This window comes from Gordonia sp. NPDC003950 (assembly GCF_053605205.1).
Genome location: NZ_JBSGIT010000012.1, coordinates 35305 through 61402, shown reverse-complemented (window position 1 = coordinate 61402; position 26098 = coordinate 35305). Strand labels below are relative to the sequence as shown.

The 26098-nt window shown below is 69.1% G+C and carries 27 protein-coding genes; 15 read left to right on the top strand and 12 right to left on the bottom strand.

The genetic code is table 11. The features are described 5' to 3' along the window. Window positions 1–2: 2 nt before the first annotated feature. Complete coding sequence (locus ACWETB_RS12540; protein WP_449744994.1) at window positions 3–611, bottom strand: zf-HC2 domain-containing protein; 609 nt, start codon at window positions 609–611, stop codon at window positions 3–5. A gap of 149 nt (window positions 612–760) precedes the next feature. Then, window positions 761–1450 (bottom strand): RNA polymerase sigma factor SigE, encoded by a 690-nt coding sequence (gene sigE / locus ACWETB_RS12535; RefSeq protein WP_348808506.1) that lies wholly within the window; start codon window positions 1448–1450, stop codon window positions 761–763. A 269-nt stretch (window positions 1451–1719) separates the two neighbouring features. On the opposite strand from sigE, the gene ACWETB_RS12530 reads away from it, so the two are divergent. Then, on the top strand, window positions 1720–2370 hold the full coding sequence (locus tag ACWETB_RS12530; protein ID WP_452211408.1) for an O-methyltransferase: 651 nt from the start codon (window positions 1720–1722) through the stop codon (window positions 2368–2370). Window positions 2371–2417: 47 nt separating this feature from the next. On the opposite strand, the gene ACWETB_RS12525 is transcribed toward ACWETB_RS12530, so the two are convergent. From ACWETB_RS12525 to rfbD, 3 genes are read right to left on the bottom strand one after another with little or no spacing between them, the layout of a single operon-like run. Then, complete coding sequence (locus ACWETB_RS12525) at window positions 2418–3488, bottom strand: sugar phosphate nucleotidyltransferase (RefSeq protein WP_449745001.1); 1071 nt, start codon at window positions 3486–3488, stop codon at window positions 2418–2420. 56 nt (window positions 3489–3544) lie between these two features. Next, window positions 3545–4456, bottom strand: a complete 912-nt coding sequence (locus ACWETB_RS12520; RefSeq protein ID WP_348808508.1) for a glycosyltransferase family 2 protein — start codon at window positions 4454–4456, stop codon at window positions 3545–3547. A 48-nt stretch (window positions 4457–4504) separates the two neighbouring features. Next, window positions 4505–5458, bottom strand: a complete 954-nt coding sequence (gene rfbD / locus ACWETB_RS12515; RefSeq protein WP_452211481.1) for a dTDP-4-dehydrorhamnose reductase — start codon at window positions 5456–5458, stop codon at window positions 4505–4507. A gap of 263 nt (window positions 5459–5721) precedes the next feature. On the opposite strand from rfbD, the gene ACWETB_RS12510 reads away from it, so the two are divergent. The 3 genes from ACWETB_RS12510 to ACWETB_RS12500 all read left to right on the top strand — a co-directional run bounded on the left by ACWETB_RS12510 (window position 5722) and on the right by ACWETB_RS12500 (window position 9079). Next, a complete protein-coding gene (locus ACWETB_RS12510; protein WP_452211405.1) occupies window positions 5722–7854 on the top strand; it encodes an LCP family glycopolymer transferase in 2133 nt (710 codons plus the stop codon). 13 nt (window positions 7855–7867) lie between these two features. Next, on the top strand, window positions 7868–8587 hold the full coding sequence (locus ACWETB_RS12505) for a TIGR03089 family protein (protein WP_449744909.1): 720 nt from the start codon (window positions 7868–7870) through the stop codon (window positions 8585–8587). Window positions 8588–8689: 102 nt separating this feature from the next. Then, the gene (locus tag ACWETB_RS12500; RefSeq protein WP_449744908.1) at window positions 8690–9079 is read left to right on the top strand and encodes a nitroreductase family deazaflavin-dependent oxidoreductase; all 390 of its coding nucleotides are present in this window, start codon (window positions 8690–8692) and stop codon (window positions 9077–9079) included. A 31-nt stretch (window positions 9080–9110) separates the two neighbouring features. Here ACWETB_RS12500 and purE read toward each other — a convergent pair whose 3' ends face one another. Together purE and ACWETB_RS12490 are read right to left on the bottom strand one after the other, a co-directional pair. Continuing rightward, window positions 9111–9653 carry a 5-(carboxyamino)imidazole ribonucleotide mutase gene (gene purE / locus ACWETB_RS12495; protein ID WP_449744907.1) on the bottom strand — a complete coding sequence of 181 codons (543 nt, stop codon included), beginning with the start codon at window positions 9651–9653 and terminating at the stop codon, window positions 9111–9113. After that, window positions 9653–10846 carry a 5-(carboxyamino)imidazole ribonucleotide synthase gene (locus tag ACWETB_RS12490; protein WP_452211479.1) on the bottom strand — a complete coding sequence of 398 codons (1194 nt, stop codon included), beginning with the start codon at window positions 10844–10846 and terminating at the stop codon, window positions 9653–9655. Before ACWETB_RS12490 ends, purE begins: the two co-directional genes overlap by 1 nt. Before the next feature lie 171 nt (window positions 10847–11017). On the opposite strand from ACWETB_RS12490, the gene ACWETB_RS12485 reads away from it, so the two are divergent. Further along, window positions 11018–11578 carry a GtrA family protein gene (locus ACWETB_RS12485; RefSeq protein WP_449744906.1) on the top strand — a complete coding sequence of 187 codons (561 nt, stop codon included), beginning with the start codon at window positions 11018–11020 and terminating at the stop codon, window positions 11576–11578. Here the strand turns inward: ACWETB_RS12485 and ACWETB_RS12480 are convergent. The 3 genes from ACWETB_RS12480 to ACWETB_RS12470 are packed head-to-tail and all read right to left on the bottom strand — an operon-like array spanning window position 11550 to window position 14217. Further along, window positions 11550–12929, bottom strand: a complete 1380-nt coding sequence (locus ACWETB_RS12480; RefSeq protein WP_449744905.1) for an ATP-binding protein — start codon at window positions 12927–12929, stop codon at window positions 11550–11552. The two genes, ACWETB_RS12485 and ACWETB_RS12480, sit on opposite strands and share 29 nt — an antisense overlap. A 20-nt stretch (window positions 12930–12949) precedes the next feature. Further along, window positions 12950–13627, bottom strand: a complete 678-nt coding sequence (locus ACWETB_RS12475) for a response regulator transcription factor (protein ID WP_452211403.1) — start codon at window positions 13625–13627, stop codon at window positions 12950–12952. Then, window positions 13624–14217, bottom strand: coding sequence for a PH domain-containing protein (locus ACWETB_RS12470; RefSeq protein ID WP_449744903.1), 594 nt, complete (start codon window positions 14215–14217; stop codon window positions 13624–13626). Before ACWETB_RS12470 ends, ACWETB_RS12475 begins: the two co-directional genes overlap by 4 nt. Window positions 14218–14336: 119 nt before the next feature. On the opposite strand from ACWETB_RS12470, the gene ACWETB_RS12465 reads away from it, so the two are divergent. Continuing rightward, the gene (locus tag ACWETB_RS12465) at window positions 14337–14957 is read left to right on the top strand and encodes a DUF6069 family protein (RefSeq protein ID WP_452211477.1); all 621 of its coding nucleotides are present in this window, start codon (window positions 14337–14339) and stop codon (window positions 14955–14957) included. Between the two features lie 20 nt (window positions 14958–14977). On the opposite strand, the gene ACWETB_RS12460 is transcribed toward ACWETB_RS12465, so the two are convergent. Then, on the bottom strand, window positions 14978–15784 hold the full coding sequence (locus tag ACWETB_RS12460) for a biotin--[acetyl-CoA-carboxylase] ligase (RefSeq protein WP_449744902.1): 807 nt from the start codon (window positions 15782–15784) through the stop codon (window positions 14978–14980). Between the two features lie 130 nt (window positions 15785–15914). Between ACWETB_RS12460 and ACWETB_RS12455 the strand changes: the two genes are divergently transcribed. The 3 genes from ACWETB_RS12455 to ACWETB_RS12445 all read left to right on the top strand — a co-directional run bounded on the left by ACWETB_RS12455 (window position 15915) and on the right by ACWETB_RS12445 (window position 18533). Next, the gene (locus ACWETB_RS12455) at window positions 15915–17543 is read left to right on the top strand and encodes an acyl-CoA carboxylase subunit beta (protein ID WP_449744901.1); all 1629 of its coding nucleotides are present in this window, start codon (window positions 15915–15917) and stop codon (window positions 17541–17543) included. Continuing rightward, on the top strand, window positions 17540–17791 hold the full coding sequence (locus ACWETB_RS12450; RefSeq protein ID WP_449744900.1) for an acyl-CoA carboxylase subunit epsilon: 252 nt from the start codon (window positions 17540–17542) through the stop codon (window positions 17789–17791). Before ACWETB_RS12455 ends, ACWETB_RS12450 begins: the two co-directional genes overlap by 4 nt. 100 nt (window positions 17792–17891) lie before the next feature. Beyond that, window positions 17892–18533 carry a Maf family protein gene (locus tag ACWETB_RS12445; RefSeq protein ID WP_449744914.1) on the top strand — a complete coding sequence of 214 codons (642 nt, stop codon included), beginning with the start codon at window positions 17892–17894 and terminating at the stop codon, window positions 18531–18533. A 33-nt stretch (window positions 18534–18566) separates the two neighbouring features. Here the strand turns inward: ACWETB_RS12445 and ACWETB_RS12440 are convergent, their stop codons facing one another. Further along, window positions 18567–19556 carry a neutral zinc metallopeptidase gene (locus ACWETB_RS12440; RefSeq protein WP_449744899.1) on the bottom strand — a complete coding sequence of 330 codons (990 nt, stop codon included), beginning with the start codon at window positions 19554–19556 and terminating at the stop codon, window positions 18567–18569. Between the two features lie 208 nt (window positions 19557–19764). Here ACWETB_RS12440 and ACWETB_RS12435 point away from each other — a divergent pair, with 208 nt between their 5' ends. The 6 genes from ACWETB_RS12435 (at window position 19765) to ACWETB_RS12410 (ending at window position 26093) form a co-directional block, all read left to right on the top strand. Continuing rightward, on the top strand, window positions 19765–20661 hold the full coding sequence (locus ACWETB_RS12435) for a sulfurtransferase (RefSeq protein WP_449744898.1): 897 nt from the start codon (window positions 19765–19767) through the stop codon (window positions 20659–20661). 13 nt (window positions 20662–20674) lie between these two features. Next, window positions 20675–21112: a SufE family protein gene (locus ACWETB_RS12430; protein WP_348802541.1), complete on the top strand. Its 438-nt coding sequence runs from the start codon at window positions 20675–20677 to the stop codon at window positions 21110–21112. After that, window positions 21109–22563 (top strand): condensation domain-containing protein, encoded by a 1455-nt coding sequence (locus tag ACWETB_RS12425; RefSeq protein WP_452211399.1) that lies wholly within the window; start codon window positions 21109–21111, stop codon window positions 22561–22563. Before ACWETB_RS12430 ends, ACWETB_RS12425 begins: the two co-directional genes overlap by 4 nt. Window positions 22564–22785: 222 nt before the next feature. Next, a complete protein-coding gene (locus tag ACWETB_RS12420) occupies window positions 22786–24579 on the top strand; it encodes an acetyl/propionyl/methylcrotonyl-CoA carboxylase subunit alpha (protein ID WP_452211397.1) in 1794 nt (597 codons plus the stop codon). Between the two features lie 9 nt (window positions 24580–24588). Further along, window positions 24589–24960 carry a hypothetical protein gene (locus tag ACWETB_RS12415; RefSeq protein ID WP_452211475.1) on the top strand — a complete coding sequence of 124 codons (372 nt, stop codon included), beginning with the start codon at window positions 24589–24591 and terminating at the stop codon, window positions 24958–24960. Window positions 24961–25229: 269 nt separating this feature from the next. Beyond that, complete coding sequence (locus ACWETB_RS12410; RefSeq protein ID WP_452211395.1) at window positions 25230–26093, top strand: 3-hydroxyacyl-CoA dehydrogenase; 864 nt, start codon at window positions 25230–25232, stop codon at window positions 26091–26093. The last annotated feature ends 5 nt before the right edge of the window (window positions 26094–26098 follow it).

Sequence of the window (26098 nt, the reverse complement as noted above, 5' to 3'; positions counted from 1 at the left end):
TGTCAGCGGCTCCGCCAACGCTGGATTCGACCACGGGTCATCGGCGGCGCGGGAACCGACACCGCCTCGCCGGACGGTGACATCGGCGGCCCGGCACGGTGTCCGGTCGAGGGTTTGTGCGCCCCGGGATTGTGGGCCGCATCCGGCCGGCCGGGGCGGCGCTCGTCGAGTGCGGGGGCGCCCTCGGCGCTCATGTCGAACTCCCGGGTCGGGATCTGGCTCAGTTGTCCGAGCAGGCCCGACGGGATCGCCATGGTCCCCGACGACCGCAACCGGGTGCGGGCGGCGGCCTGTGCGTCGACGGCGGCGACGCATTCGTGGCACATCGCCAAATGGTGGGTCGCCCGCATCTGGGCGGTCATCCCGAGCTCACCGTCGACGAATGCCGCGACGGCCTCGGGTGCGAGGTGCTGAGTGGGAGCGAAACGGCGCTCTCGGGGTGCGGCCGGACGACGCACGGGAGCGAACGACGACGACGCCGGGGCCCACGCGGACGGCCCCCAGGACCGCCGACGACGCAGATTCGCGGGAAGGTCGGGCTGTCCGGTTCCGGATCCATCGCCGCCGGGCCGTTCACCCGGGCCGGGTTGCCGTCGCTGGCCGTCCATCATCGCCCTCTTTCACCCCTTCCCGTCAGGTCTGTTGCTGTCAGGTCTGCGTGGTACCGCGCCCCCGAAGGGCCTGGCGGTCACCCAGCCTACCGAATTTGCCAACGATTCAGGAGAGCCCGGGGTTCCCGATCCGGCAATCCCGACACGGGTCAATGACCCGGATTGCCGACGGCGACCGACCGCCGATCGACGTGACCGTTGGCGAGGAGGTGATCACGAATCGTCTGTCTGCCGCGGTGGATTCGACTGCGCACCGTCCCCAGTTTGACGCCCAGGGTGGCAGCGATCTCCTCATAGGACAGGCCTTCGATGTCACACAGGACCACCGCGGCCCGGAACTCGGGGCTCAGCGAATCGAGTGCCGCCTGCAGATCCGCGTCGAGGTATGCATCGGCGTAGACCTGCTGCGGATCGGGCGTGTCGGCGGGTACCCGGTCGTACTCCTCGGGCAGGGCTTCCATGCGGATCTTGCTGCGACGCCGGACCATGTCCAGGAACAGGTTGGTGGTGATGCGGTGCAACCAGCCCTCGAACGTGCCGGGGCGATAGTTCGACAACGAGCGGAACACCCGGATGAAGGTCTCCTGGGTGAGGTCCTCGGCGTCGTGCTGGTTTCCCGACAGCCGGTAGGCCAGCCGGTACACGCGATCGGCGTGCTCGCGGACCAGTTCATCCCATGACGGCATGAACATGTCATTTCCGGTGGCATCGAATCCCGCGGTTCCACCGGGCACACCGGCATCCGATCCCGTGGACCCGCCCAAGGCTATTCCCGCGGATTCGGTGTCGACGGCCGCGGCCGAGGAGTCCTCATGGTCGGTCGCCTGGAATGTGGTCATCGTGTGTGGCCGGTCCCCTTCTCGCAACACCAGTGGCACTCGTGGGTGATATTCACCATGCCGAACCGTTGCGACGCCCACCTTATTCCCGCAGCGTCCGGCGCGGTGATCTCAGCCTCTCCTACCGCAGTGTGGTCGTCGTATGATGCGGCTGAGTGTTCACTGAGGAAGTCGGAGCGGACGGACTTTCGGATGGTCCCACCCGTAAGTCCCCCACATTCGGGCGTGCCCCGGCGTCGGTCGGGCGGGGCGTGTCTAACCTGGGGAGAATGACCGGTACACAGCCGAGCGACCCGCGGATGGCACTCATCGACTACGCCGAGTCGGCCATCGTCGAGGACGACGCCCTCGCCGCGGCCCGTCTTCGTGCGGCCGAACTCGGCACCGAACCGGTCAGTCCGGCGGTCGGAGCACTCCTGGCGATGCTGGCGCGTCTCGTCGACGCACGCGCCGTCGCCGAGATCGGCACCGGGACCGGGGTGAGCGGCCTGTGGCTGTTGGCCGGGATGGCCGCCGACGGCGTGCTCACCACCATCGATCCGGAACTCGAACATCACCGTGCGGCACGCGCATCGTTTGCCGGCGGCGACATAGCACCCGGACGTACCCGACTGATCAACGGCACACCGCGTGAGGTGTTGCCCCGCCTGTCCGACAACTCCTACGACCTGGTCTTCATCGACGGACCGCGCCTCGACCTGCCGCGTTTCGTCAACGAGTCGATCCGGATGCTGCGCCCGGGCGGGGCCCTGGTGATCCACGACGCCGCCGCCGACGGGGCGGTCGCAGACCCGGCCCGCACCGATCCGATGACCAGCGCCGCCCGCGAGGCCGCCCTGCTGGTCGCCGACGACGACCGCCTCCTGCCGGTGGTGATCCCGCTCGGTCCGGGCGTGCTGGCCGCAGCCAAGGCCCGCTGAGGACGACGCCCGGTCCCGGACCATCGGGATCTCGGGAAACCGACCGCTCAGACGTCGGTCGAGAAGCGGACCCCACCGTCGGGCAGTTGCACCCCGGGCCAGACCCGCGCACCGCGGAGCAGTTCACAGCGGGCGCCGACGTCGGCGCCGTCACCGATCACCGTGTCCCGCACCAGGGCCCGCGGCCCGATCCGTGCGCCGAACCCGACGATGCTGCGTTCGACGACCGCGCCGGCTTCGATGACCGCACCGTCGAAGATCACCGCGCCGTCCAGACGTGCCCGCGGCCCGATCTCCGCCCCGCGGCCCACGACGCTCCCGCCGATCAGGAGTGCTCCCGGGGCGATGCCGGCCCCCTCGTGCACCAGCGATTCACCGTGACGATCGCCGAGTGCCGGCGACGGGGCGATGCCGCGGACGAGGTCGGCCGATCCGCGCACGAAGTCCTCCGGGGTGCCCATGTCACGCCAGTAGCTGTTGTCGACGTAGGCGTGGATGTGGCGGCCCTCGGCCAGCAGCGACGGAAACACCTCGCGTTCCACCGAGACCTCGCGACCGGCGGGGATCTCCTCGATCACCGAGCGGCTGAACACGTAGGTTCCGGCGTTGATCTGGTCGGTCGGCGGGTCCTGGGTCTTCTCCAGGAACGCCGTGACCCGCCCGGTGTCGTCGGTGGGGACCGAGCCGAAGGCACGGGGGTCGGACACCCGCACCAGATGCAGGGTGACGTCGGCCTGCGCCTCACGATGGGTGGCCACGACATGGCGGATGTCGGTGCCGCCGAGGACATCACCGTTGAACACCACGATGGTCGACGCGGTGAGCTCGTCGAGGACGTTACGGATGCCACCGCCGGTACCGAGCGGTTCCTCCTCGGTGACGTAGCGGATCTGCAGGTCCAGTTTCGATCCGTCCCCGTAGTACTCGGAGAAGGTCGCCGCCTTGAACGAGGTCCCCAGGATGACGTCGCGGATACCGGCGGCCCGGATGCGGGAGAGCATGTGTGTCAGGAACGGCAGACCGGCCACCGGCAGCATCGGTTTGGGCGCCGAGAGCGTCAACGGACGCAACCGCGTGCCCTTGCCGCCCACCAGGATGACCGCCTGGACGTCGGACATGTCGACATCGGGTACCGCACCCGGCACCGGCGTCGGGTTGTTGACCGCGAAATACGTCATGGGGATTTCCTCTCCGCAGGGGGTTGGTCGGCACGGGATTGAACACGGGTGGAGTCGGAGCGTGCCGCCCGCACGGCGAGCGCCGATCGGACGGCCAGGCCCGCACGCAGCCCCCAGCGGAGCGGCGCACGCCACACGCCGGGGTGGCGGTCGGCCTGAAAACGGTAGGCGCTGCGATGGTGCGCGGGCAGCATCGTCTCGGGGCGTTTGTCGGCGCTGTGCCCCTTGGCGTGGACGACCTCGGCGCCGGGGACGTAGACGTTGAGCCACCCGGCTCGGCCCAGCCGGTCACCGAGATCGACGTCCTCCATGTACATGAAGTAGCGCTCATCGAATCCGGAGATCGCATCAAAAGCGTTGCGCCGCACCAACAAACACGATCCGGAGAGCCAGCCGACGGGACGCTCGCCGGGTTCGATGTCGTCGGCCCGGTAGGCGGCGGTCCACGGATTGGACTTCCAGATCCCGCCCAGCAGGGCGTGTCCGGTGCCCGACACCAGGTCGGGAACGCGGCGGGCCGACGGGTAGACCGAGCCATCCGGGTCGCGGATCAGCGGCCCGAGCGAACCCGCCCGTGGCCAGCGCGCGGCCGCCGCGACGAGTTCGTCGATCGCCCCCGGCGACCATTCCACGTCGGGGTTGGCGATGACGATGAACTCGACGTCGTCGTCGATCGCGGCCACTGCCCGGTTGATCGCCCCGCCGTAGCCGATGTTGCCGCCGGTGTGGATCAGGGTGACGTTGGCGTGTTCGCGTTCGGCGGCCTCGGGTGCCCCGTCGCCCGATCCGTTGTCGGCGATGATCACCGGCGGCAGCGTGGACGTCGCATGGGTGAGGCTCTTGAGAAAGGCGTGCAGGTGATCACCGGACCAATAGGTCACGGTCACCACGGCCAGCTTCGACGTCACCGGGTCAGCGTAGCGGGCGGCCGCGGCACGTCACACCGGCTGCGCGGGTTACCCGGAACCTGTGGTAGAGCTCACCGCGGCGCTCACCGCCGCGGACCACTCGCGCAGCGGTGTCAGACCCGCGCGTTCCCACGCCCGGGCGGACAGCACCGAATACGCGGGCCGGGGCGCCGGGCGCGGGAAGTCGTCGGTGCTGCAGGGCCGCACCCGGTCCGGGTCGGCACCCACCAGGGTGAACACCTCCCGCGCGACGTCGTACCAGGTGGCCGCACCGGTGTTGGTGGCATGAAGGATCTTCCCGGCCACCGGCGGCCGGGGACCGCCGGCAACGAGTTCCCACAACCCGTCGGCGAGGTCGACGGCATAGGTGGGCGACCCTTTCTGGTCGTCGACGACGGTGATCGTGTCGCGGGACCGCTCGAGTCGGCGCATCGTCCCGACGAAATCGGGGCTCTCGGGACCGCCGGTGTACACCCAGGCGGTGCGGACGATCGTCGCGGTCGGGTCGGCGGCCAGGGCGGCGCGTTCACCGGCGAGTTTGCTCGCGCCGTAGACGGTGGCCGGTGGCAGCGAGTCCGCGTCGTCGCCGGGTTCGTACGGTGTGGTGCGCATCGGGCGCTGCACGGCCCCTGGTGCGGCGGTGCCGGCCACCGCGTCGCCGAACACGTAGTCGGTGGACACGTGGATCAGCCACGCGTTCGCCGCTGCGATGGCGTCCGCGAGCAGGCCGGGTGCCACCGCATTGACCGCCCACGCCGCGTCGGCGTCGGATTCGGCCGCATCGACGGCGGTGTAGGCGGCCGTGTTCAGCACGGCGTCGCCGGCCCGCAGCGTCGCGAGCACCGAGGCCACCGAGTCCGGGTCGGCCAGGTCGATGTCGGCCGAGGTCAGGGTGCGGATCTCGACACCCTCGGGTGCACGAGTGCGCAACGCGGTACCGAGTTGCCCGGCGGCCCCGAGAATCCAGATCGCGCCCGGTGATGTTCCCTGCGGCGTTCCCATTGGTGTCGCGGCGTCGGCGTCATCGTGCACGCGGACAGTCTGCCCGCAGCGGCCACCGGCGGCCACCGCTGGGGTCCGCACCTCGCCCGGGGTCACACCTCTCACGACGCATCGGCGTTGCACCGTCGACTTCGCGGTCATCTTCAGTAGTCTCGGCGAAGGCAAACCACACCAGAACCGTCAGACACTCGAGTAACGACAGTGCGCATGCGTCTCAGCCGATGCCGACTGTGGTCACCGCGAACGAAAAGGACCGCCCACACGTGGACTCCCGCCCCGACGACGTCCGTCGACGGCCCGACGCCGCCCCACGCGGTGACGCGGCTCGTCCCCGACGCTCGCGGACGGCCTCGGCAGACGCGACGGCCGCCCGCCCACGCCGCGCCGGTGAGTCACCCCGCCGACCCGCACCGGAGGCGACCGGACGGCCCGACCCGACCCACCGGGCCGAACCCGCCGACCGTCCGGACGGTGCGCGGCGTCGACGACCCCGTCCGCCCGAGGCGGCCGGTCGGCACGACGGCGACCGCCCCGACCGACGGCCCGGCGAGCCCGATGCCCGCCGCCGGCGCCGACCGGCCCCCACCGACACCGAACGCGGGCCCCGACAGCGCACCTCGGGTGAGATCCACACCCGCACGGCGACCCCCGAGTCGCCCCGCCCGCGCAAGCGACGACCGCCGCGGCCCGCCGGCGACGACCCGACGGCCACCACCGAGGCCCGTCCGGGCGGTCGAGACGCGGGTACCCGACCACGGAAGAAGCCGGCACACCCGCGGCCCGACCGGGCGGATCAGGCACCTCCCCGGCCCCGAAAGGCCAAGCCGCACAAGAACTCCACTACCCACGCCGGCGTCGACGAGCCGACCCGCCCGACCGCTCTCATCGACCCGGAGATCCCGCCCGCCGACCCCGACACCGACTCACCCGCCGCACCGCCCCCCACGCCGCCGCGCGGGTGGGCTCGCCTCTCGGGTTTCCGCGGTGGCCGCGCGGCCGCCCGCGGTCTGATCGCCCTGCTGTCGGTCACGGTCCTGCTGTGCACCGGGTACGCCTGGAACAGCATCAACTCGCTGGACTCCGACATCACCCGCCTCGGCGGTCTGGCGCTCGGTGGTCCCGACGACGGTGCCACCGACATCCTGCTGGTCGGCACCGACTCCCGCACCGACGCGAAGGGCAATCCGCTCTCGGCCGAGGAACTGCGCTGGTTGCGCTCCGGTGACGACGTGGCCACCAACACCGACACCATCCTGCTGATCCGGGTGCCCAACGACGGTTCGTCGGCGACCGCCATCTCGATTCCGCGCGACTCCTACGTCGATGTCCCCGGGATCGGGATGAGCAAGATCAACGCCGCCTACGGCACGACCCGTGAGGGTGTCCGGCGCCGCGCAGTCGAGGCCGGTACCCCCGAGGCGCAGGCGGAGAAGGAGGGCACCCAGGCCGGACGCAAGGCACTCATCGACACCGTCGCCAATCTGACCGGCGTCCAGGTCGACCACTACGCCGAGGTCGGACTGCTCGGATTCGTGCTGCTCACCAAGGCGGTCGGCGGGGTCGACGTCTGCCTCAAGGACGCGGTGAACGAACCCTTCTCCGGTGCCCGCTTCCGGGCCGGCCGTCAGACCCTCAACGGACCGCAGGCACTGAGCTTCGTGCGTCAGCGTCACGATCTGCCGCGCGGCGATCTCGACCGGATCACCCGGCAGCAGGCCTACATGGCGTCGCTGACCCAGAAGATCCTGTCTGCGGGCACCCTCGCCGATCCGTCCAAGCTCGCCGAACTGCAGAACGCGGTCTCTCGATCGGTGATCATCGACGACGACTGGGATGTGCTGACCTTCGCCGAACAACTCAAGGACCTCTCCGGTGGTCGCGTGAAGTTCGCGACGATCCCCGTCCTCGATGATCACGGCTGGAGCGACGACGGTCAGCAGAGCGTCGTCACCGTCGACCCGGCCAAGGTGCGCTCGTTCACCAACTCCCTGCTCGATCCGTCACGCAACACCGGCCGCGGCGAGTACACCGTCGACGTGAACAATGCCGGCACCGTCGACGGCCTCGGCGCCAATGTGTCGGGCATCCTGACCGGCAAGGGCTATCAGGCCGGAAAGGTATCGAGCACACCCACCGACGAACGTGATTCGGCGGTCTATGCGAAGGCCGCCGACGACGCCGGCGCCCTACTGCTCGCCAAGGACCTCGGTGGACTGCCGGTGAAGGTCGACACCTCACTCGGTGACCACGAACTGCGTGCCGACCTCACCAACACCTACGGCGGAGTGGGCTCGGTGTCCGACGTCGGCACCGCCTCCACCGCCCCCACCGCCGACGCAGCCGGTACCAACAAGGCGATCACCGCCGGTACCGACGGCCCGACCTGTGTGAACTGAGCCGAGAGCACCGATGACCGACACGACCACCATCACCGCCGCGATTTTCGGCTCGATCGCCGACCACAGCCGTCCCGCGTTGACGTTCTACGATGACGCCACCGGTGGACGCACCGAATTGAGTTGGGCGACACTGGGAAACTGGGCGGCCAAGACCGCCAACCTTCTCGTCGACGAGATCGGCGTGGCCCCCGGGGATGACATCGTGGTGGACCTTCCCGAGCATTGGCAGACCGCGGGCATCCTGCTCGGCGCCTGGTGGGCAGGCGCGCATGTGCACCTGTCCGACGACGCGGCCGACGACCCGCGCGCGGTCTTCACCGATCGCGCCCGCATCGACCGGTATCCCGACGCCGACGAACTGATCGTCGCGCCACTCGATCCGTTCGCGCTGCCGATTCCCGGACTGCCGCCCGGGGTAGGCGACTACGGCAGCCGGGTGCGCATCCACGGCGATCACATGGCAGGACCCGTCCACCGGGGGCCCGCCCTCGACGACCGCGACACCGAGACGGTGCTCGCGTCGGCGGCCGCGGCCGCCCGCGCGGCCGGGATCACCGCCGGATCGCGGGTGTTGTCCACCCGCGAATGGCACACCGCCGACGGCGTCATCGCCAATTTCCTTGCGCCGCTGGTGGTCGGCGCCGGACTGGTGTGGGTGGCACACCCCGACGACGATCAGTCCACGCGTATCCGCACCGAACACGCCACCGTGGTTCTCGACGGACGGTGACTGCGCGTCTCGCCCCAGTCCGCAGGCCACGCCGCGCTTCGGCGAGCACCCCGAATCCCCGGTCACGCCGCCCACGGCCACCCGATGCGGCACAGTGGTGGCATGCAGGTCCCCGCCATCGTGGCCACGATCAACAAGCACGTCACCAATCCGATTCAGCGCCGGTGGGCGCCGCACCTGGCCCCGTGGGCGGTCGTCGTCCACACCGGCCGCCGATCCGGACGCCGGTATGAGACCCCGGTGCTCGCCTGGGTGGACGGCCAGAGGATCTCCATCGTCCTCGCGTACGGCCGTGACACCGACTGGGTGCGCAACGTCCTGGCCGCTCCGGGATGTTCGATCATTCGACGCGACAAGCATTTTCGCCTCATCCGACCCGGGATCATCCCGGCGGATTCGCCGGATGTGGCACGCGGGGCGCGGCTGTTCGCCCGCGGCTTCGAATGGGTACTGAACGGCACCCTCGTCGCCGACACCGGCGACGAGCGGTAGCCGACCGGGCAGAACCCAGCGACGCGCCGGCTCAGTCGCCGAGCAGTTGCTGCCGCAGGGCGGTGTCCTTGTCGAGCACGAGCTGCTCGAGGTTGCGCTGAAAGGTCTCCATCCGGGCCCGCAGATCCGGATCCGCCGCGCCCAGGATCCGCACCGCGAGCAGGCCGGCGTTGCGCGCGCCGCCGATCGACACGGTCGCCACCGGCACCCCGGCGGGCATCTGCACGATCGACAGCAGCGAGTCGAGTCCATCGAGAGTACGCAACGGCACCGGCACCCCGATCACCGGCAGTGGCGTCGCCGACGCCACCATGCCCGGCAGGTGAGCGGCACCACCGGCACCGGCGATGATGACCTCGATCCCGGCCTCCGCGGCACCGGTCGCGTAGTCGAGCATGCGCTGGGGCGTGCGATGCGCCGAGATCACCCCGACCTCGAACGGTACGTCGAACTCGGCGAGCGCCTCGGCGGCGAGTTGCATTGTCGGCCAATCGGAATCGCTTCCCATGATCAGGCCGACCCGCGCCCGCGCCGGGACCTGGTCACGGTTGTCGGTGTCGCTCACCTCGGTCATCAGTGCCCTTCCCATCCGTCGGTCCACACCGCGGTGGACATCCACTGTGCGGCGCGTTCGGCGCGCTCACGCACCGAGGCGAGATCCTCGTCGCCGACCCCGACGATATTGACATGCCCGATCTTGCGGTCGGGCCGCTCCCCCTTGCCGTACAGATGCACCTTGGCGTCGGGCATCCGCGCCATCAGGTGGTGCAGCCGCTCGTCCATCGACATGGTCGGTGCGTCGTCGGCACCGAGGATGTTGGCCATCACGGTGATCGGCGCCCGTGGGGTCGTCGCCCCCAGCGGATAGTCGAGCACCGCGCGCAGATGCTGCTCGAACTGCGAGGTGACCGCGCCGTCCATGGTCCAGTGACCGCTGTTGTGGGGGCGCATCGCCAACTCGTTGACGAGCAGGCCGCCGTCGACGGTCTCGAACAGTTCCATCGCCATCACGCCGACGACGCCGAGCTCATTGGCCAGCCCCAGGGCCATCTGCTGGGCCGCCGTGGCGACGTCGGGATCGAGGCCGGGCGCGGGCGCGAGCACGACCGCACATTGACCCTTGCGCTGAATGGTCTCCACCACCGGCCACGCACCACCCTGGCCGAACGGCGATCGGGCGATCATCGCCGACAATTCCCGGCGCATCGCCACCTTCTGCTCGACGATCAGCTCGGCTCCGGCGCCGACCTGCTCGTCGAACACCGCCAGCACCTCCTCGCGGTCGTCCAGAATCCACACGCCACGACCGTCGTATCCCCCGCGGATCGCCTTGAGGACGACCGCCCAGCGGTGCCGCTCCCCGAAGTCGATCAGCAGTGCACGTGCCGCATCGGGGTCACCGGTCAGGTCGGCGAAGTCGGGAACCGGCAGGCCCAGCTGCGAGAGCCGCACGCGCATCGCCTGCTTGTCCTGGGCGAATCGCAGGGCCTTGGACGGCGGCAACACCGAGATCCCATCGGCTTCGAGCGCCTGCAGATGCTCCAGTGGGACCCCTTCGTGATCGAAGGTCACCGCCGCGGCCCCGGCGGCGGCGCGGCGCAGATCGCCGAGGTCATCATGGGAACCGAGCACCACATTCGCGCTCACCTGGGCGGCCGGGTCCGCGGCGCTGCCGGCCAGAATCCGCAGGCACTGACCGAGCGCGATCGCGGCCTGATGGGTCATCCGGGCCAACTGCCCTCCGCCGATCATGGTGACCGTCGGCATCCCGACACTCGATCCCGACGGATTCGGGCCGGCGCGGTCGGCGACCGGCGCCGGTGGGGTCGGATCGTCCTTCGATGAGCTCACGCGAACCATCGTGGCATGACGGGCATGTCGGACGCATGACCGACCGTGGTGCGGCGGGCATCGACGGGGGCCCTACACTCGTGTCTTGTGCCTTTCATCGACGAGGTGGTAGTCCGTCTACCCGAACCGGTTCGCCGGCTGATGATGCAGCACCATGAACTCATCAAATTCGCTCTCGTCGGTGGCACCACGTTCGTGTTCGACCTCGCGATCTTCTACACGCTGACGTTCACTGTGCTCGGTCCCAAACCGGTCGTCGCCCGCATCATCTCCGGAACCCTGGCGACCATCCTGAGTTACATCCTCAACCGCGAATGGGCCTTCAAGAATCGCGGCGGCCGGGAACGCTCGCACGAGGCGCTGTTGTTCTTCATCATCAGCGGCGTCGGCGTGATCCTGGCGGCGGCACCGTTGTGGCTGGCGAACAACGTCTTCGACCTGCGATCGAACCTGGGGTCGCTGGAGCTGGCCGTCGTCGACTTCATCCTCGGCTTCCTCATCGGCAACGTGCTGCAGATGGCATTCCGGTTCTGGGCACTGCGCAAGTTCGCCTTCCCCGAGGAGAATCTGCGCGGCGGCGACGCCGGTTCCACCGATCTGCACCCCAGCCTCGCCGAACTCAACGATGAGGAACTCGGTCACGCCTGATCGGTGAGCGGGACGCCGGAGCCGGTTCGGCGCCGTCCGGCCCCGACGATGCGGGATCGGCCGGCACGCGCGGATCGCCGCCGTGTCGGCCCGACGCCGCGGGCACCACGATGCGGAACACCGGCGGTCGACGATGCGCCAACTCCAGTCGACCACCATCGGCCTCGACCAGCGCGCGGGCCAGTGACAATCCGACCCCGTTGCCGCTGCCGCCGGAGAATCCCCGACGGAAGATCAGCTGGGAGAGATCGTCGGGAACACCGGCACCCTCATCGGTGACGGAGATGCGGATCATGTCACCGGCGAGGTCGTCGACGGCGATCTCACAGGTGCCGCTGCCATGCTGCAGCGCATTGTCTACGAGCACACTGATGGCCTCCCGCAACCGTCCGGGACGGGCGCTCAGTGCCGCACCGGCCCCGTCGAAACCCGTCCGGATCTCACGTCCGGCCGCGCCGAACGCCGCCCGGAAGTCGCCGACCAGCGTCGTCACCAATTCACCCACGTCGACCGCCTGCGGATCAGCGGGATCGTCGCGGGAGGCGGCCACCATCTCGTCGAGTTCGGCGGAGAGCCGTTCGATCTGGTCCAGGCCGGCCTCGGCCTCGCTGACCACCGCCGGATCGTCGTGCAGGGACAGCTCGTCGAGGCGGAGCTGGATCGCGGTGAGCCGGCTGCGCAGCTGATGCGAGACGTCACCGACGATCTCCCCCTCACGTTCGAGTCGCACCGCGATCTCGGCGTTGGCATCGCCGAGGGCGCGTGACACCCGGTCGAGTTCGGAGATCCCGTAGGTCGGCCACGCCGACCGGAAGTCGCCGCGGGCCATCGCCGCGGCCCGGTCGGCGAGATCGATCACCGGGTCGGCGATGCGCCCGGCGGTCACCGCGGCCACCAGTGTTCCGGCCGCCAGCGACGACGCGACGACGATGGTGACGATGCCCACCGCGGCGAGCTGATCCTTGCGGACGCCGTCGGCGGGGATCTCCAGGAGCAGCGATCCCGCGTCGCCGAGCCCGATCGAATCCGAGAGCGCGGGACCGTCGAAGGTCGCGCCGACCGTCCGGTCCTCGGTGGAGCCGTCGGCGGTCGCGTACGTCAGCTTCAGGTGCCCGCCCTCGGGGATGAGTGAGCGCAGGGCCGGGGAATCGAGCAGCTGGGGATCGAGGGTGGCGTCCCGGCCGTCGTCGGTGCGGATGAGCTGATCGGAGATGGATTTCAGCCGGGAGTCCAGCGTCTGATGGGCGTTGTCGGCAACCCACCACCACGCGATCACCGACAACGGGATGCCCAGGGCGGCACCGACCGCCAGCAACATGGCGACCATCGTGTACAGAATTCGGCGACGCATTTCGGGGCTTTCGGGGGTCGCTACGGATCGAACCGGAACCCGACACCGCGCACGGTGACGATGTGGCGTGGGCGATCGCGGCGGTCGTCGCCGATCTTTCGGCGCAACCAGGAGATGTGCATGTCGAGCGTCTTCGACGACCGCAGATCCGCCGAACCCCACACCTCGGTGAGGATCTCGTCACGTCCGATGACCTGCCCGGACCGCTCCATCAGGAAGCGCAGCAGGTCGAACTCACGGTTGGCCAGGATCAGATCGGTGCCGTCGAGCGTAACGCGACGGGCACGCGCATCCACACGCAGGTCCCCACCCTCGAGGACGACGTCGTCGGTGGTCTGACGGCGACGCAGCAGCGCCCGCACGCGGGCGAGTAGTTCGGCGAGCCGGAACGGTTTGCCGACGTAGTCGTCGGCGCCGGCGTCGAGACCGACGACGAAGTCCACCTCATCGGTGCGGGCGGTGAGCATCAGGACCGCCAGTTCCGGTCGGCGCACCCGAACCTGACGGCACACCTCCAGACCGTCCATCTCCGGCAGCCCGAGATCGAGGATCAGCAACTCGAACGATCCCTCGTCGACGCGGTGCAGGGCCGCCGTGCCGGTGCCGACGACCTCACATCCGTAGCCTTCCCGGGCCAGCGCCCGGGCCAGCGGTTCGGCGATGGCGGTGTCGTCCTCGGCGAGCAGTACGTCGGTCATCGGCGTCCCCCTCGCGCACGCACTTCCGCCCCGTCGGCGCCTCCGTCGTCGTCCATGTCGCCCCCGTCGTCGTAGTCTTCGTCGGCGGCGTGATCGGCCACGTCGAGGACCTCGTGGTAGAGCAGCGCGTGCACCTTCTCGACCTGCGGGATGTCGTCGAAAGACAGCGGATCGTCCGACGCCGATTCGATGACGAGGGTGCCGGTGCGCAGCATCCGGTCGATCGGACCGTGACGGAACTCGACGGTGTTGATGCGTCGGATCGGGATGTCGATGCCGGAGCGGGTCAGGACGCCGTTGCGGAAGATCACCCGGCGATCGGTCAGCACGAAATGCGTGGTCTTCCAAGAGATCAGCGGCCGCAGGAAGAACCAGATCGCCGCGGCCGCCCACAGCACCGCCACCACCAGGTAGGCGATCAACGCACCCGTGGAGGCCAACGACGACGCCTCGATGAGACCGGCCAGAACCCCGGCGACGGCCGTGGCGAGGATGAACAACAGAAACGGTCCCAGCAGGCACTTCCAGTGGGGATGTCGATGCAGCACGATCCGCTCACCGGGGGCCAGGTTTTCCCGCGGGTAGGCCATGGCAGCAAGCATAGGCGTGGCGCGGGTTCTCGGGCCCGGCGCCCGTCGACCCACCGGGACCCGCCGTCGCAGTCGGTAGAATGACGCAGACCACAGCGACCACCGGCGCAGGAGCACTCATGACCTACCGCGATCCCCGCGATCCCCGCACCGCGAAGTACGAGCCCGGGTACGCACCCCAGTCGCGCGCCTACAGTCAGCAGGATCCGTCGTACCACCCGACCTCCGGCGGCGAACAGTCCCCATACGACCAGACCCGCTACGACCAGGGCGGATACCAGCAACCGGCTCCCGCGCGGCCACGGAAGAAGGTGGGCCCGGACATTTCGCCGGGCATGTTCGTCGGTGGTGTGGTGATGACAGGTGTGGTGACCGGACTCGCCGCGTGGCTGGTCGCGTGGATCATCCGGGCGATCGTCGATCGGGTGAACGCGGCCGGCAAGTTCGGCGTGTGGAACCCGGTGGCCCAGGATCCGGCGTGGTTCGCGGTCGTCGGGTTCCTGGTGGCTCTCGCAGGCGGCGCACTCTGGTATGTCCTGCAGATCATCACGCCGTCACCGGACCAGTTCTATCGCTGGGTGGTCGGTCTGCTCATCGCCGCCGCGGTCGTGGTCCCGCTGGTGTTGTCGGCGCAGTTCTCCGTCGGCCTCGGTACCGCGATCATGCACCTGATGATCGGATTGCCTGTCCTGTCCCTGATCCCGGCGATGGGTCACAAAAGCCGCAACACCGCGCGCTGAACGTATCTGCTCGGGGTCGGTCACTGCGCGCGCAGATGCACCACGTCCCCCGCGGCCGCGGTGACCGTGCGCCCGTCGGCCGCCTCGATGACGATGCGGCCTTCCCGGTCGACGTCCCGGGCGGTGCCGGTGACCTCACCATCGGGCAGTTCGAGGCGCACCGCCCGGCCGATCGTGTCGCAGCGGTCGCGGTAGCGCTGGGCGAGGTCGTCGATGTCGTCGGGCCATCCCACCGCGGCGAGCGCACGCAGGTATTCGATGGCGACGACTGCGACGTCGACCGGCGCGCCGGTCTCCATCTGCAGGCTGGTGGCGGTGGGGACCGGTAGATCCGACTCACTCATGTTGGTGTTGATGCCGATGCCCACGACAGCGTGTCCGTTGACGTATTCCGCGAGGATGCCCGCGGTTTTCCGCTCCCCGATCAGGACATCGTTGGGCCATTTGAGCACCGGGCGGATACCGGTGGCCTTCTCGATGCCGGTGGCGGCCGCAATACCGGTGGCCAACGACAGCCAGCCCAGCCGGTCGGCGTTGTCGCCGACGGCAACCACCGCCGAGATCGCGATCTGAGCGCCCGCGGGTGCCGACCACACGCGGGTGCGCCGCCCTCGTCCAGCGGTCTGATCGGTGGTGATCCGCACGGTTCCGACGATGTCGTCGTCGGCGGCCCGCGCGGCGAGGTCGGCGTTGGTCGACCCCGTCGACTCGACCACCTCGATGCGGTGCCATCCGCTGCCGGACAGGTCCGCGGCCTCGATCGCGGTGCGGAGATCGGTGGTGGCGGTGGAATCGGCGCCAGTGGGATCGGACACATCGTCGCTCATGTGACATGAGCCTACGGGGTGCATCGCGGGCGATGTGGCAGGTCACCGACCGATCGCTCGGAAACATGAGGAATTGCTCATATTGGGGTGGTTGACGTGGCTCACATATATGTCGCTAGCATCGACTCCCATGACCACAGCTTCGTCAGACTCCGGCGCCGCGCCAGACATCCACACGACGGCCGGGAAACTCGTCGATCTGCGCCAACGCCTCGAGGAGACCGCCCACCCCGTGGGTGAGGCAGCCGTGGAGAAGATCCACTCGCGCGGCAAGCTGACCGCGCGTGAGCGCATCCTCCATCTCCTCGACGACGGCTCCTTCGTCGAACTCGATGCACTGGCCCGCCACCGCAGCACCAACTTCGGGCTCGCCGAGCGCCGCCCCCTCGGTGACGGCGTCGTCACCGGGTACGGCACCATCGACGGCCGCGAGGTCTGCGTCTTCTCCCAGGACTCCACCGTGTTCGGCGGCAGCCTCGGCGAGGTCTACGGCGAGAAGATCGTCAAGGTGATGGATCTCGCGATCAAGACGGGCCGTCCGCTGATCGGCATCAACGACGGCGCCGGTGCCCGCATCCAGGAAGGCGTGGTCTCACTCGGCCTGTACGGCGAGATCTTCCACCGCAACGTGCGCGCCTCCGGCGTCATCCCGCAGATCTCACTGATCCTCGGGGCGGCCGCGGGCGGGCATGTCTACTCCCCCGCACTCACCGACTTCGTCGTGATGGTCGATCAGAGCAGCCAGATGTTCATCACCGGCCCGGACGTCATCAAGACCGTCACCGGCGAGGACGTCACAATGGAGGCCCTCGGCGGGGCCAACACCCACATGGCCAAGTCGGGCACCGCCCACTACGTCGCCTCCGACGAGCAGGACGCCCTCGACTACGTCAAGGACCTGCTGAGTTACCTGCCGAGCAATAACCGGGCCGACGCTCCCCGGTTGCCGGTCGCGGCCCCGGCCGCCGGGTCGATCGAGGACACCCTGACCGACGAGGACCTCGAACTCGACACGCTGATCCCGGATTCGCCGAATCAGCCGTACGACATGCACCAGGTGATCGAGCGAATCCTCGACGACGGCGAATTCCTGGAGATCCAGGCCGAGTACGCCACCAACATCCTCGTGGGCTTCGGCCGGGTCGACGGCCGCAGCGTCGGCATCGTCGCCAACCAGCCCACCCAGTTCGCAGGATGCCTCGACATCAACGCCTCGGAGAAGGCCGCGCGGTTCGTCCGCACCTGCGATGCGTTCAACATCCCGATCGTCACCCTCGTCGACGTCCCCGGCTTCCTGCCGGGTACCGACCAGGAGTACAACGGCATCATCCGACGCGGCGCCAAGCTTCTCTACGCCTACGGCGAGGCCACCGTCGGCAAGGTCACCATCATCACCCGCAAGGCCTACGGCGGTGCGTACGACGTGATGGGGTCCAAGCACATGGGCGCCGACGTCAACCTGGCCTGGCCGACCGCCCAGATCGCGGTGATGGGTGCCTCCGGTGCGGTCGGCTTCGTCTATCGGGGCCGTCTCAAGGAGGCCGCGGCCAACGGCGAGGACGTCGACGCGCTGCGTCTGGAACTGCAGCAGGAGTACGAGGACACCCTCGTCAACCCGTACATCGCCGCCGAGCGGGGCTACGTCGACGCCGTCATCCCGCCGAGCCACACCCGCGGTCAGGTGGCCACCGCACTGCGCCTGCTCGAGCGCAAGTTCGTCACCCTGCCGCCCAAGAAGCACGGGAACATCCCGCTGTGACCGCCGAGGGCGCCAACGCCGGGCCTCATAGTGACGGCGAAAAGGATACTCGCGCACCGTTTTTGACGGTCGTGTCCGGCAATCCCACCGACGAGGACGTGGCCGCGCTGGTGGCCGTCCTCGCCTCGGTGGGTGGCGGCGACGCCGGCTCCGGCACTTCCGCTATCCGTGACGACTGGGGTAGCCCGATCGATCGTCTGCGTCCGCAGTGGGGCGCGTCGACCAGCTTCACCAATTTGCGATACTGACCCGGTGAGCGAACCGGCCGGCCATACCGACAGCTTCACCGGCACCGGCACCGGCACCGGCACCGGCACCGGCACCGGCACCGGCACCCCGCGGTATCAGGTGGTCCTCGGATCGGCGTCGCCGGCGCGACTGTCGGTGTTACGGCAGGCCGGGGTCGATCCGCGGGTCCTGGTGTCCGACGTCGACGAGGATGCCGTCCTCGAGAGCCTCGTCGGCGCGCCGCCGGACGATGTGGTGTCGCGTCTGGCGATGGCCAAGGCGGACTCCGTCGTCGCCGCCCTGCTCACCGAGCGCACGGCCGACGCTGCCGCCCGTCCCGACACCGTGGTCCTGACGTGCGATTCGATGCTGCTCTTCCGGGGCCGCCTGACCGGCAAACCGCACACACCGGAGGCGGCGATCGCCCAGTGGCACAAGGTCCGCGGGCATTCGGCTCAGTTGCTGACCGGCCATCACCTGGCCGTGCTGCGCGGCCTGGAGGTCACTGCATCGGCCACCGCCACCCGCTCGACCACCGTCTCGTTCGCGCCCGTCACCGACGCCGAGATCGAGGCGTACGTCGCGACGGGTGAACCCCTGGAGGTCGCGGGCGGATTCACCCTCGACGGGCTCGGCGGCTGGTTCGTCGACAGCGTCGACGGCGATCCGTCCTCGGTGCTCGGCATCGGCCTGCCGACGGTGCGCGACCTGCTGCGCCGGGTCGGCCTCGCCGTCACCGATCTGTGGGCCGCCCCGGCCTGATCGCGCCGCATCGCGGCCCAGCTGGCCCAGGCCCTATCCGAAGAGCTCCGGCCAGTACTTGCCCAGGCAGTCGATGGGTTGTCCCTGCTCGCCCTGACCGAGTGCCTGACTCAGCGACGGCCCGAAGAAGCCGCGGGAGATCGCCGCGATCCGCTGCGTCGCGGTGCCGTGACCTTCACCGGGTGCCGGGTCGCCGATCTTCTGGAGCAGTGTGGCGGCCTGCACGATGTCGGCCACCGACAGTTGGTCCCGACGCAGTACGGTGGCCGCCCAGTTCCCGGCGAGGCAGTCGGCGATCAGTTCGCTGTTCTCACCGCGTGGTTCCTGATCGGGATCGAGATCGCCGGCGGTCAGGATGCGATCGACGACGGCGTGACCGTACTCGTGGGCGACGACGGTGGCCGCGGTGAACTCCCCCTGGAAGCCGCTGATCGAGTCCAGCGGCCCCTCCACCAGGAACACCCCCGTCCAGATGCCGACGAAGGTCTCCACCGGGAGGATGATCGACCCCTCGACTCGTTGTCCCTCACCGTCCTCGGCGGTGTCGAGCGGGCAGAAGAAGGCGTTCGGGGTGTCGGGCTCGACGACGATCACGCCGTCCTCATCTTCGCAGTCGGAGGTGTAGCGCCCCGATTCGACGAGCACCCGCCCCGGATACGGCTGCCCCCAACCGAGTTTGTCGAACCACGGACCCCACGTCGCGTCCAGATCGTCGAGCACCGACGTCAGATAGCCGGGCACCTCCTCCTGTGCGTTGGCACGGGTGATGCTGCCGCTCATCAGGTCGGCACCCGGCACCGGCAACTCCGGACACGCCGATTCGGTGCACTCGCCGGGCACGTCGCCGTCGACGGTCGACGACGGCACCGATGACCGCGATGACGAAGCGCCGCCGGTGCCTGACGAGGTCGCATCGGAGGCGGTGGGGCCGTCGTTGCCCGAACACGCCGCGAGCCCTACCACCGTCACGGCGAGGGCGACCAGCACGCGAAGTCGTACATGACCGGTGACCAGTGCTTTCATGGCTCATGAATCTAGCAACTCCGGCGCCGGATCCGGACCATCGCGACATTCTTCGAATGATGCGCAGACCCGTCGTCGGCACCGATGCGGCGCCGGTCGCGCGACGATCGGGCCGCCGCCACCCACGCGCCGAGACGACTGGGTAGGCTTTGCGCGGGGCACTGCGGGTGCCCCACCGATCCACGATCACCCGGGAGGGGTTCTTCAGTTGAGCGTTGAGACCGATCCGAATCCGGCCTTCGCCGCCTATGCGCACCCCGAGCGGCTCGTCACCACCCAGTGGCTGTCGGCGCACTTGGGGTCCAAGGGCCTCAAGATCATCGAGAGCGACGAGGACGTGTTGCTCTACGACATCGGCCACATCCCGACCGCCCAGAAGATCGACTGGCACCTACACCTCAACGATCCGGTCGAACGCGACTACATCAACGGCGAGCAGTTCGCGGAACTGATGCGCGACAAGGGAATCGAACGCGACGACACGGTCGTCATCTACGGCGACAAGTCCAACTGGTGGGCCGCCTACGCACTGTGGGTGTTCACCCTGTTCGGTCATGAGGACGTCCGCCTGCTCGACGGTGGCCGCGACGCCTGGATGTCGGAGGATCGGGACACCTCCTTCGACGTCCCGGAGTACCCACGTTCGGATTACCCCGTCGTCGAGCGCGACGACGCCGACATCCGGGTCTTCGCCCACGAGGTTCGCGAGTTGCTGGGCACCGAACCGCTGATCGACGTGCGGTCGCCGCAGGAGTACACCGGCGAACGGACCCACATGCCCGACTATCCCGAAGAGGGAGCGCTGCGCGGCGGCCACATCCCGACTGCGGTCTCGATCCCCTGGGCCAAGGCCGCCGCCCTCGACGGCCGGTTCCGGTCGCGTGCCGAACTCGATGAGGTCTACGCCGGCCTCGATCCCGCCACCCCGACGATCGCCTACTGCCGCATTGGGGAACGGTCGAGTCACACCTGGTTCGTCCTGACCCATCTGCTCGGTTTCACCTCGGTCCGCAACTACGACGGCTCCTGGACCGAGTGGGGCAACGCGGTGCGAGTACCGATCTCCGTCGGCGACGAGCCCGGCGATCCGCCCACCGATTCCTGAGGCCAGAAGCGTCATGAGTCTTCCCCCAGCCCTCGCCGAGATCGTCGATGACTTTGCGGCACTGGGCGATTCGGACAAGGTCACCCTGCTCCTGGAGTTCGCCGGCGAGCTGCCGGAACTGCCTGCCTCGTTGGCGGTCGAGGCGATGGAGCCGGTACCGGAGTGTCAGTCACCGGTGTTCTTGTCCGTCGATGCCGCAGATGCCGCCGCGGTGCGCCTCTATTTCAGCGCGCCGCCCGAGGCCCCGACGACCCGCGGGTTCGCCTCCATCTTGAGCCAGGGTCTCGACGGTGCGTCCGCCGCGGCCATCCTGGAGGTGCCCGGCGACTTCTATCACGATCTCGGTCTCGCGTCGGCGGTGAGTCCGTTGCGGTTGCGCGGTATGGCCGGGATGCTCGGCCGGATCAAGGCGGCGGTGCGGACCCAAACAGGCTCCGCCCAGCCGGGATGAAGTTCATCCAGATCCTCGAGGAGCCCATCGAACCCGGCGGACTCGTCGAGTGGACACCATTCGTGCCCGGCGGTCTGGGCGCCTGGGACCGCGACCCGCGACTGACGTCGCACAACCACGAGCAGCATCTGCGCGGGGCGTTCGAGTACCGTCTGCGCACCCGTCGCGAGGGTGGGCGGGAATCGTGGCTCGGGGTGGCGATCGAGTTCGACGAGCCGTTGTCCATCCCGGCGTTGCGCGCCGCGCTGCGGCGCTGGATCGACCGTCACGAGGTGCTGCGCAGTCACGTCATCATCCGCCACGACGGGCTGGCCCGGCTGAGCACCGATCCGGGTACGGTGCAGCTGAAGATGGGCCGGATCGGTTGGTACAACGAATCGGGACCGCTCGTCGAGCAGATCGCCGGGGCGTTCGACCGCACCACCGCCCCGCTGCAGTGGCCCGCGTACATGTTCGCCACCGTCGGGCGCGAGTCGTCGTTCACGTTGTTGTTCGCCGCCGATCACTCGCTGGTGGACGGCTACTCGCTGATCATGTCGCAGTTCGAGTTGACCGCGCTGTACCGCGCCGCGCGCGACCATCACGAGCCCGAACTGCCGCCGGTGGGCAGTTATGTGGACTTCAGTGCCGCCGAACGGCGGGAGGCCGATCAGTCCGGTGCCGATCACCCGGCGGTGTCCACCTGGCTGGGATTCCTGCGTTCCGGCGACGGCGACATGCCGCCGATGTTTCGTACCCCACCGGCCGGGACACCCCCACCCGGCCACAACACCGACACCGAGAACGCGGTGGCGCAACCATCGTTGTCCGGGATGATCGCCGACGACGCGACCGCGAATCGGTTCACCGCGGTGTGCTCGGAGGCCGGCGGATCGCTGACGGCGGGCGTCCTGGCGGCGTTCGCGATGGTCCACCACGACCTCACCGGCGACCCGGAGTTCCGGTGCGTCCTGCCGCGTCATACCCGTGACGACGCGCGCTGGCTCACCGCCCTCGGCTGGTTCGTCGCGCTGGCACCGTTCTGCCTCGACATGTCGGACTCACCGACGTTCGACCAGGCGGTCGCCCGGTCGACCGCCGAGCTCAAGCGCTCACGGCAGGGTGCGGCGCTGCCGTTCCTGCGCGTGGCCGACCTGATCGGGTATCAGGGGTCGCCGCGCTTCGTGATCTCGTTCATCGACACCCGCTACGCCCCGGGCGCCGCGGAGGCCGACGCCGGTCGCGCCACCGTACTGCGCAGTCATTCCTACTCCCCCGACGAGGTGCTCATCTGGATCAATCGGACACCGTCGGGCCTGCGGTTCTCGGCGCGCTCACCTGTCGTCGCCGACACGTCGGGATCCGGCGGGTCCGCCGCGCCCGAGGACAGCCCACTCGCACGTCTACTGGGCGGTTTCGCCGATCTCGTGCGCACGCTGGGCGATGACAGCACATTCAACTCCCGCAAGTGACCCACGCCTCCACCGAACGATTGCTCGGTGCGTTAGGGTGAAGCCCGGAGCGCGCACTGCCGAGAGATCCGCCATGGGTCATCCCGGCGGTGCGCGACGCCGCGTACGACGCGTTCGTGAGCGGTACGAGCCCCCCGGCGCCCCATCCGGGCGCCGGACGACCACGTGTGTGATGTACCCCCGTCACACCTGATCCCGATGTCCGGCCCAGGAGAACAACAAGTGCCCACTATCAGCAAGGTCCTCATCGCCAATCGCGGCGAGATCGCCGTTCGCGTCATCCGTGCCGCGCGGGACGCCGGGATCGCCAGCGTCGCCGTGTATGCCGAGCCGGACGCGAACGCGCTCTTCGTGAAGCTCGCCGACGAGGCCTTCGCCCTGGGTGGTCAGACCTCTGCCGAGTCGTACCTGGTGTTCGACAAGCTGCTCGACGCGGCCGCGAAGTCCGGTGCCGACGCCATCCACCCCGGCTACGGCTTCCTGTCGGAGAACGCCGACTTCGCCCAGGCCGTCATCGACGCCGGACTGATCTGGATCGGTCCGTCCCCGCAGTCGATCCGCGACCTCGGTGACAAGGTCACCGCCCGCCACATCGCCCTCAAGGCCGATGCCCCGATGGCCCCGGGCACCAAGGACCCGGTCTCCGGCGCGGCCGAGGTCGTCGCATTCGCCGAGGAGTACGGCGTCCCGGTCGCCATCAAGGCGGCCTTCGGCGGCGGTGGGCGCGGCATGAAGGTCGCCCACACCATCGCCGAGATCCCCGAGCTCTACGAGTCGGCCAACCGCGAGGCCATCTCCGCCTTCGGCCGTGGCGAGTGCTTCGTGGAGCGCTACCTCGACAAGGCCCGCCACGTCGAGGCGCAGGTGATCGCCGATCAGCACGGCAACGTCGTGGTCGCCGGCACCCGTGACTGCTCGCTGCAGCGCCGTTTCCAGAAGCTCGTCGAGGAGGCGCCCGCACCGTTCCTGACCGACGAGCAGCGCACCCGCATCCACGAGTCGGCCAAGGCCATCTGCCGCGAGGCGGGCTACTACGGCGCAGGCACCGTGGAGTTCATGGTCAGCGACGACGGCCTGATCTCCTTCCTCGAGGTCAACACCCGACTGCAGGTCGAGCATCCGGTCACCGAGGAGACCTCGGGTCTGGACCTGGTGCGCCAGCAGTTCCGCATCGCCCAGGGCGAGAAGCTCGAGATCTCCGAGGACCCGACCCCGCGCGGACACTCCTTCGAGTTCCGGATCAACGGTGAGGACGCCGGCCGCGGCTTCCTCCCGGCCCCTGGCCCCATCACCGTCTACCGCGAGCCAGCCGGCCCCGGTGTGCGCGTCGACTCCGGTGTCGTGGAGGGCGACGTGATCGGCGGTCAGTTCGATTCGATGCTGGCCAAGCTGATCGTCACCGGCGAGAACCGCGAGCAGGCGCTCGAGCGTGCGCGACGCGCCCTCGACGAGTACCACATCGAGGGCCTGGCGACGGTGCTGCCGTTCCACCGCCACATCGTGAGCAACCCGGCGTTCATCGGCCACAAGGACGAGGACGGCGTGGAGACCTTCGACGTCTACACCAAGTGGATCGAGACCGACTGGGACAACCCGATCGAGCCGTACACCGGTGGCGAGGCCATCGAGGACGACGACGAGGCCCCGCGCCAGAAGGTGGTCGTCGAGGTCGGCGGCCGCCGCGTCGAGGTCACCCTGCCCGGCGATCTCGCCCTCGGCGGCGGCGGTGGCGGCGCGAACGGCGTGATCCGCAAGAAGCCCAAGGCCCGTACCCGCAAGAAGGGTGGCGGTGCCGCCGCCTCCGGTGACGCCGTCACCGCACCGATGCAGGGCACCGTGGTCAAGGTGGCCGTCGAGGAGGGACAGACCGTCGCCGCCGGCGACCTCGTCGTCGTGCTCGAGGCCATGAAGATGGAGAACCCGGTGACCGCCCACAAGGACGGTGTGGTCACCGGCCTGGCCGTGGAACCCGGCGCCGCGGTCACCCAGGGCACCGCCCTGCTCGAACTGAAGTAGGACATTCCGCTGCAACCCGTCGAGATCAACGCCGGGACGTGGTATCTGCGTGGGCTTCGCGCCGACGACCGGATCACCGACGTCCCGGCGTTGTCCGATCTCGGGGTCGATGACCCCGTCGGATTCGTCGCCGCATCCGACGCCCGGTGGGCCGACGAAACCGAATTCGCCTGGGCCGTCTGCATTCCCACCACCGGTGAGCTCATCGCGCTGATCGGTGTCACCGCCGACGGTGACGCCGGCACCGTGTGGGGCCGGGCCCGTACCGGCTATGACGAGGCGCTGTCCGCCGCCGTGGCACCGGTCTCCCGCTTCGCCGACGGCGCGCTGGACCTACGCCCCTCGACGTCGATCTCGCCGCTGCTCCCGTCACACCGCTGACCTGCTCGTCCGTTCCCACCCGGCTCAGGCGGGTTGACTCGGCTCGCGCAGGTCCACTCGGCTCGGGCAGGTCGTCGACGACCCACACGAGCGTCGACCGCCCGCGCCGGTCGGGACGAGCCGCGGTGTCTCGTGGTAGACACCGACCGGCCGGTGTGACCGACCGGATCGGTCCGTACGCCATGATCCGGCGTCGCGGGCATGTTGTAGATGATGAGGGTGTCGGTGTTCGACACCCCGCACACACATGACACCGACGGAGGTCAACGATGACGAAATTCCACAAGATCACGGTGCTCGGGGCCGGGGTCCTCGGTTCACAGATCGCGTTCCAGACAGCGTTCCGAGGCTTCGAGGTGACGTCCTATGACGTCTCCGACGATGCCCTGGCCGCGGCGGCCACCCGTCTCGATTCGCTCGTGTCCACCTACGAGGCCGAGGTGGCCGGAGCCGGCGACGGGGCGGCGAAGGCGGGACGCGCCCGCATCACACTGACCACCGACCTGGCGCAGGCGGTGACCGATGCCGACCTCGTCATCGAGGCCGTGCCCGAGGTCCTGGAGTTGAAGGAGAAGATTTATCGGGAACTGGCGAGCCTGGCTCCGGAGAAGACCATCTTCGCGACCAATTCATCGTCCCTGCTGCCCAGCGACCTCGCCGCCGCCACGGGACGCCCGGACCGATTCCTGGCCCTGCACTTCGCCAACCGTGTCTGGCAGTTCAATACCGCCGAGGTCATGGGCACCGCCCAGACCGACCCGAAAGTGTACGAGGCGGTGGCCGAGTTCGCCGAGCAGATCGGTATGGTGCCCATCCGCATCCACAAGGAGAAGGCGGGCTACGTCCTGAACTCGCTGTTGATCCCGTTCCTCAATGCCGGGCTGGAACTCGTCGCCGGCGGCTACGCCGACCCGCGCGATGTCGACCGCACCTGGCGAATCGCCACCGGCGCCCCCATGGGACCGCTGCAGATCTTCGACATCATCGGACTCAACACCCCGTACAACATCCTGATGAACGGCGATCAGGGCAACCGTCACCTCGGCGCCTGGCTCAAGGCGAACTACATCGACAAGGGCAAGTTGGGTGTGGCCAGCGGTCAGGGCTTCTACTCCTATCCGCAACCCGACTGAGCACA

Excerpts from the sequence above, each read along its gene's own strand:
- ACWETB_RS12540 (WP_449744994.1), bottom strand. The coding sequence starts at position 611 with ATGATGGACGGCCAGCGACGGCAACCCGGCCCGGGTGAACGGCCCGGC.
- ACWETB_RS12480 (WP_449744905.1), bottom strand. The coding sequence starts at position 12,929 with ATGCGTCGCCGAATTCTGTACACGATGGTCGCCATGTTGCTGGCGGTC.
- ACWETB_RS12530 (WP_452211408.1), top strand. The coding sequence starts at position 1,720 with ATGACCGGTACACAGCCGAGCGACCCGCGGATGGCACTCATCGACTAC.
- ACWETB_RS12525 (WP_449745001.1), bottom strand. The coding sequence starts at position 3,488 with ATGTCCGACGTCCAGGCGGTCATCCTGGTGGGCGGCAAGGGCACGCGG.
- ACWETB_RS12460 (WP_449744902.1), bottom strand. The coding sequence starts at position 15,784 with ATGAGCGACGATGTGTCCGATCCCACTGGCGCCGATTCCACCGCCACC.
- ACWETB_RS12470 (WP_449744903.1), bottom strand. The coding sequence starts at position 14,217 with ATGGCCTACCCGCGGGAAAACCTGGCCCCCGGTGAGCGGATCGTGCTG.
- ACWETB_RS12500 (WP_449744908.1), top strand. The coding sequence starts at position 8,690 with ATGCAGGTCCCCGCCATCGTGGCCACGATCAACAAGCACGTCACCAAT.
- purE (WP_449744907.1), bottom strand. The coding sequence starts at position 9,653 with ATGACCGAGGTGAGCGACACCGACAACCGTGACCAGGTCCCGGCGCGG.
- sigE (WP_348808506.1), bottom strand. The coding sequence starts at position 1,450 with ATGACCACATTCCAGGCGACCGACCATGAGGACTCCTCGGCCGCGGCC.
- rfbD (WP_452211481.1), bottom strand. The coding sequence starts at position 5,458 with ATGGGAACGCCGCAGGGAACATCACCGGGCGCGATCTGGATTCTCGGG.
- ACWETB_RS12440 (WP_449744899.1), bottom strand. The coding sequence starts at position 19,556 with ATGAAAGCACTGGTCACCGGTCATGTACGACTTCGCGTGCTGGTCGCC.
- ACWETB_RS12490 (WP_452211479.1), bottom strand. The coding sequence starts at position 10,846 with ATGCCGACGGTCACCATGATCGGCGGAGGGCAGTTGGCCCGGATGACC.
- ACWETB_RS12430 (WP_348802541.1), top strand. The coding sequence starts at position 20,675 with ATGAGTCTTCCCCCAGCCCTCGCCGAGATCGTCGATGACTTTGCGGCA.
- ACWETB_RS12455 (WP_449744901.1), top strand. The coding sequence starts at position 15,915 with ATGACCACAGCTTCGTCAGACTCCGGCGCCGCGCCAGACATCCACACG.
- ACWETB_RS12410 (WP_452211395.1), top strand. The coding sequence starts at position 25,230 with ATGACGAAATTCCACAAGATCACGGTGCTCGGGGCCGGGGTCCTCGGT.
- ACWETB_RS12425 (WP_452211399.1), top strand. The coding sequence starts at position 21,109 with ATGAAGTTCATCCAGATCCTCGAGGAGCCCATCGAACCCGGCGGACTC.
- ACWETB_RS12475 (WP_452211403.1), bottom strand. The coding sequence starts at position 13,627 with ATGACCGACGTACTGCTCGCCGAGGACGACACCGCCATCGCCGAACCG.
- ACWETB_RS12505 (WP_449744909.1), top strand. The coding sequence starts at position 7,868 with ATGACCGACACGACCACCATCACCGCCGCGATTTTCGGCTCGATCGCC.
- ACWETB_RS12465 (WP_452211477.1), top strand. The coding sequence starts at position 14,337 with ATGACCTACCGCGATCCCCGCGATCCCCGCACCGCGAAGTACGAGCCC.